Annotated in this window: 3 protein-coding genes and 1 pseudogene; all 4 read right to left on the bottom strand. The window is 63.7% G+C overall.

The window, feature by feature from the left end:
• Positions 1-634: 634 nt before the first annotated feature.
• The gene (locus ACLL97_RS11615) at positions 635-2,035 is read right to left on the bottom strand and encodes an MATE family efflux transporter (RefSeq protein ID WP_411280637.1); all 1,401 of its coding nucleotides are present in this window, start codon (positions 2,033-2,035) and stop codon (positions 635-637) included.
• A complete protein-coding gene (gene paaZ / locus ACLL97_RS11610; RefSeq protein ID WP_411280638.1) occupies positions 2,028-4,085 on the bottom strand; it encodes a phenylacetic acid degradation bifunctional protein PaaZ in 2,058 nt (685 codons plus the stop codon). The genes ACLL97_RS11615 and paaZ overlap by 8 nt, the downstream gene beginning before the upstream one ends.
• Positions 4,085-4,690: a transferase hexapeptide repeat family protein gene (locus tag ACLL97_RS11605; RefSeq protein ID WP_411280636.1), complete on the bottom strand. Its 606-nt coding sequence runs from the start codon at positions 4,688-4,690 to the stop codon at positions 4,085-4,087. The genes paaZ and ACLL97_RS11605 overlap by 1 nt, the downstream gene beginning before the upstream one ends.
• Positions 4,691-4,695: 5 nt before the next feature.
• Positions 4,696-4,969 (bottom strand): annotated as a pseudogene (locus tag ACLL97_RS11600) (3-oxoadipyl-CoA thiolase); the annotation flags it as partial.

The raw sequence follows: 4,969 nt of genomic DNA, 5'->3' as shown, positions 1-4,969 counted from the left end.
CGCTGTTGCAGGCGGCCAGCGTTGTCGCGGCGGCAAGGACACAAAGGGCGGCGGCGCGGCGCACGAGGGCGAAGCGAACGAAGGCGTGCATGGAGAATTCCTGGAGAGAGGAACCGGTGGTGTCACAGGTGGGCCGCGCGGCGAATACTTCCGTCGTGGCCCCATCATCACATGGACGGTATGCTAGTGGCGCGGTCAGCCCACGAGCGTTACGCCACCGGCAACCGCACCGACGTGTTGACGAACGGTGCTCCGCGCAAAACACAATCGCGAGCACGCGTTTCAGTGACGGCGCAGACCGTCGCCGGGGAGGCTCGCCGGGACCCGTGGCGTACGCGCGACCTCGTGGGCGGGCGGCGGGCGGCAGGCACGCATTGGCCGTCCATGCAACGCCCTGCGCCGCACCGTGAACGGGGCGGCGCATTGGCCACCAAGCAAACGCCGCCGCCGAGCGATTGCGTGTGGGGCGGCGTGAACTGCATTCGACGGCGTCTAGTTCAGCGTGCCATCGCGGTACGACGGCGTGAGTAAGAGCAGGCCACCACGGGAATCGTTGCGATCGGCACCGGAAGTCCAACGAAGACGATCCCGATTACTCGCGACACCATTCCCCACGCATCACGTGCACCCGTCCTCACCCCAGCTTCACCTCGATCGTCTTCCACTTGCCCTGCTCGAAGCGCCACACGCTCAAGGCGCAGCGCAGCGCGTGGCCAAGCACGATGGCCAGCCAGATGTCGCGGGGCACCAGCGGTCGCGTGGCCTGGAGCGCCGTGAGCATGCCAATCGGCAGCGCGAACTGCGAGACGAGTGTGATGAACAGCGGACTGCGCGTGTCTCCGGTGCCCTGTAGGCCACCGGTAAATGTGAGGGCGACGGTGATGAACAGTCCTGACACGCTGAGATAGGCCAGCAGTTCGGTGCCGATCCGCACGGTATCCGGCTGCGTGAGGCCGAACAATCCAAGCAGCACGCCCGGAATGGTGAGAAACAGTGTGCCCACCACCACGGCAATCACGAGCCCCATGCGTGCCGCCTGCCGCACCGCCTGTGTGCTGCGCTCAGGCTGGCCGGCGCCAAGGTTTTGCCCGGCGATCGCGGCGGCCGCACCCATGAGACCGATGGAGGTCCACGTGACCAGCGAGAACAGCTGCGAGTACCCCACCGCATACGACGCCTGCGCCTCGGCGCTCATGCTGGTCGCTCCGATAAAACGCAACAGCATGACACCGGCGATGTTCATCGCGATACCCTGCAATCCCGTGGGTAGTCCGAACCGGAAGAGCGCGCGAATGATGTCCCAGTCGGGCTTCCAACTCACACCGCGGAAGTCGATCACCCACGCGCCGCTGAACAGCTTCCAAATGGCGTACGCGCCAACCAACCCGCTGGAAAGCACCGTGCCCATGGCGGCACCGCGCGTACCGAAGGCCGGCACGGGCCCGAAGCCGCGGATAAACAGCACGTTGAACACGATGTTGCCGATCGTGACCGCGAGTCCAAGCTTGAGCGGTGTCCGCGAATCACCGGCCGAGCGCAACGCGCCGCCCAACATGAAGAACAGCATCATGCCGAAGCCGAATACGAACATGATGCGCAGGAACGGCAACGACTCGTTCAGTACTGCCGGCGTGGCGTTCACCAGGCTGAGCAACCACGGTGCGGCGAAGTATCCGATGGGGGCGAGCACGCCGATGGAGAGCACGACCGCCAGCAGAAACGCCTGCGACGCCGCACGGTTCACACCAGCCTCGTCGCCGGCGCCGGCGAAGCGCGCGATCAGCACGCCCATACCGCTGAACAGCGACGCCAGAAAGACCATGACTACGAGGAAAATCTGCAAACCGACGCCAATACCGGCGTTGCCGGCAAAGCCGACGAAATGACCAACCATCGCGTGGTCGATCATGCCCTGCAGTCCACCGATCATGTTCTGCAGGACGGTCGGCCACGCCATACGCCACATGACGGGGCCAATCGGTCCATCGATGATGGACCGATCCAGTTTTCGCGCGGCCGCCGTAGAACTAGCCAACGAGCGTCAGCTCACTCCGGCGCACCAGCGTGAGAATGGAGTAGACCGCCACCGCCTCATTGTCCTGATTCATCACCTCGACATCCCATTCCACCACGCCCTGCGGAATCGCGCCCTCTGGGGTGTCCTTCGCGGTTTTCTGTTTCACCGTGAGGCGCACGTGAATCGTGTCGCCCGGATACACCGGCTTGGTAAAGCGCAGCTTCTCCATGCCGTAGTTCGCCAGCACCGGTCCCAGCGAAGGCTCCACGAACAGTCCGGCCGCCGCCGATACGATGAAGTATCCGTGCGCCACGCGCCCTTCGAACACGCCATTGCTGCGCGCGTCGTCGTCGTTCATGTGCGCGTAGAACGTGTCACCACTGAGGTCGGCGAAGGCTTCGATATCAGCGAGCGATATCGTACGCGACTTCGTGATCAGCGTGTCGCCGATCTCGAGCTCGTCGAATGTCTTCCGGAACGGGTGCACCGCGTCGGTATGCTCTTCGGCACCCTTGGTCCACTCGCGGGTGATCGCGGTGATCATGCTGGGACTGCCCTGCAACGCCACGCGCTGCATGTAGTGCGTGACGCCGCGTGCGCCGCCCATTTCCTCGCCACCGCCGGCACGTCCAGGGCCGCCGTGCACGAGCTGCGGCAATGGCGAGCCGTGACCCGTGCTCTCCTTGGCACTGGTCCGATCGAGGATGAGCATGCGACCATGAAAGGCAGCCGTGCCTAAAATGACCGCGCGCGCCACCTTCGGATCGGCCGTGACCAGCGAGCCCACCAGCGAACCCTTACCCATGCGCGCCAGCTGTATCGCTTCTTCAATGGAGTGATACGGCATGACCGTGTTCACCGGACCGAACGCTTCGATGTCGTGCGCTTCAAGACGCGTGAGCGGCTGGTCGCACACCATCAGCATCGGGGCGAAAAACGCGCCCTTGTCACGATCGGCGCCTACGACCTCGAAATCACCGCCGCCGAACACCAGTTCGGCGCCATGACGGATCATCTCAGCGGCCGACCGCACGGCGTTTACCTGGGCGCGACTGGCCAGCGGTCCCATGCGGACGCCTTCGGCCGTTGGTGCACCGATGGTGGTCGACGCGAGACGCTTCGACAGCGCCTTGATCACGTCTTCTTCGAGTCCGGCGGGCACGATCGAGCGACGGATGGCGGTGCACTTCTGCCCCGCTTTCGTGGTCATCTCGCGCGTGACTTCCTTGATGAACAGGTCGAACTCTTCGGTGCCGGGCACCGCATCGGGTCCGAGAATGGAGCAGTTGAGCGAGTCGGCTTCCATGTTGAAGCGCACCGAGTTTTTCAGCACCGCGGCGCCGCTCTTGAGCTTCTGACCGGTGGCCGCCGAACCGGTGAACGCCACGACGTCCTGCTCTTCGAGATGATCGAGCATATCACCGGCACTGCCGCACACGAGCTGAATCGCGCCCTCGGGAAGAATGCCCGTATCGACGATCGTGCGGAACACCGCTTCGGCCAGATGACTGCCCGCCGTGGCCGGCTTCACGATGCACGGCACGCCAGCCAGCAGCGCTGGCGCCAGCTTTTCGAGCATGCCCCACACGGGGAAGTTGAAGGCGTTGATGTGCACGGCCACGCCTTCGATCGGCACCAGGATGTGCCGCCCCACAAACGTGCCATTCTTCGACAACGGTTCGGTGGGCCCTTCCACATGGAAACATTCGTTGGGAAATTCGCGACGTCCGCGACTCGAGTAGGCAAAGAAGGTGCCGATGCCGCCTTCGATATCGACCCAGGAGTCGGTTTTTGTGGCGCCCGTGAGATACGACAGCGCGTAGAAATCAGCCGTCCGCTCCATCAATATCTTGGCGATCGCCTTGAGCATCGCGGCGCGCTGATGGAACGTGAGCGCACGCATTGCCGGGCCGCCCACCGAGCGAGCGTGGTGCATCATCGCTTTGAAATCGAGGCCCTCGCTGGACGACTCACCGATTTTTTCGCCGGTCACGGCATCGAACAGATCGGCCTTGCGGCCGGTGCCTTCGACCCACTGGCCCATCGCATAGTTCTTGAGCATGTACATCACGTGGTTCCTCCCTCGCGGGTATCCTTCCAGTTCTTCAACACGCTCGATTGCGTGGGGCGACTCACGGGGACTTCACGCAACGGCTCTACCGCGCGCCAGCTTGCGCGCATGGCCGCCGGCAACTGCTGATACAACTGCGTGCCCGACGACTTCCATTCCAGCATGTCGTCGGTCACGTCTTTTACGATCTTGGCGGGATTTCCAACCACCACTTTGCGCGGAGGAATCTCCATGCCGGTGGGCACAAAGCAGAGCGCGCCGACTACACACCCCGCGCCCACGACCGCGTTGTCCATGATCACGGCATTCATACCGATGAGCGCATTGGCACCGATGTGCGCCCCGTGTACGATCGCCCCATGGCCGATGTGCGCGCTCGCCTCGAGGCGGACCACGACGCCCGGAAACATGTGAATCGTGCAGTTCTCCTGCACGTTGCAGCCATCCTCTATCACAATGCCGCCCCAGTCGCCACGTATGGCGGCACCAGGTCCGACATATACGTCGCGCCCGATGATCACGTTGCCGGTGACCGACGCCTGCGGATGTACGAACGCCGATTCATGCACCACCGGAATGAATCCATCAAACGCGTAGATCACGGCGGTCAGACTCGTTCGATGATCATGGCGAAGCCTTGGCCCACGCCGATACACATCGTGCAGAGGGCGTAGCGACCGTTGCGGCGACGCAGTTCACGCGCGGCCGTGAGCGCCAGTCGGGCACCACTCATGCCCAACGGATGTCCGAGGGCGATGGCGCCACCGTTCGGGTTCACGCGCGCGTCATCGTCGGCCACACCCAGCGCACGGAGACATGCCAGACCCTGCGCGGCGAATGCCTCGTTCAGCTCGATCACGTCCATCTGATCCAATGTCAGT

The sequence above is a fragment of the Gemmatimonas sp. genome (assembly GCF_046594945.1).
Taxonomy (GTDB): Bacteria; Gemmatimonadota; Gemmatimonadetes; order Gemmatimonadales; family Gemmatimonadaceae; genus Gemmatimonas.
Note: the sequence above shows the minus strand (reverse complement) of the source record. Positions and strands in the feature narration are given on the sequence as shown.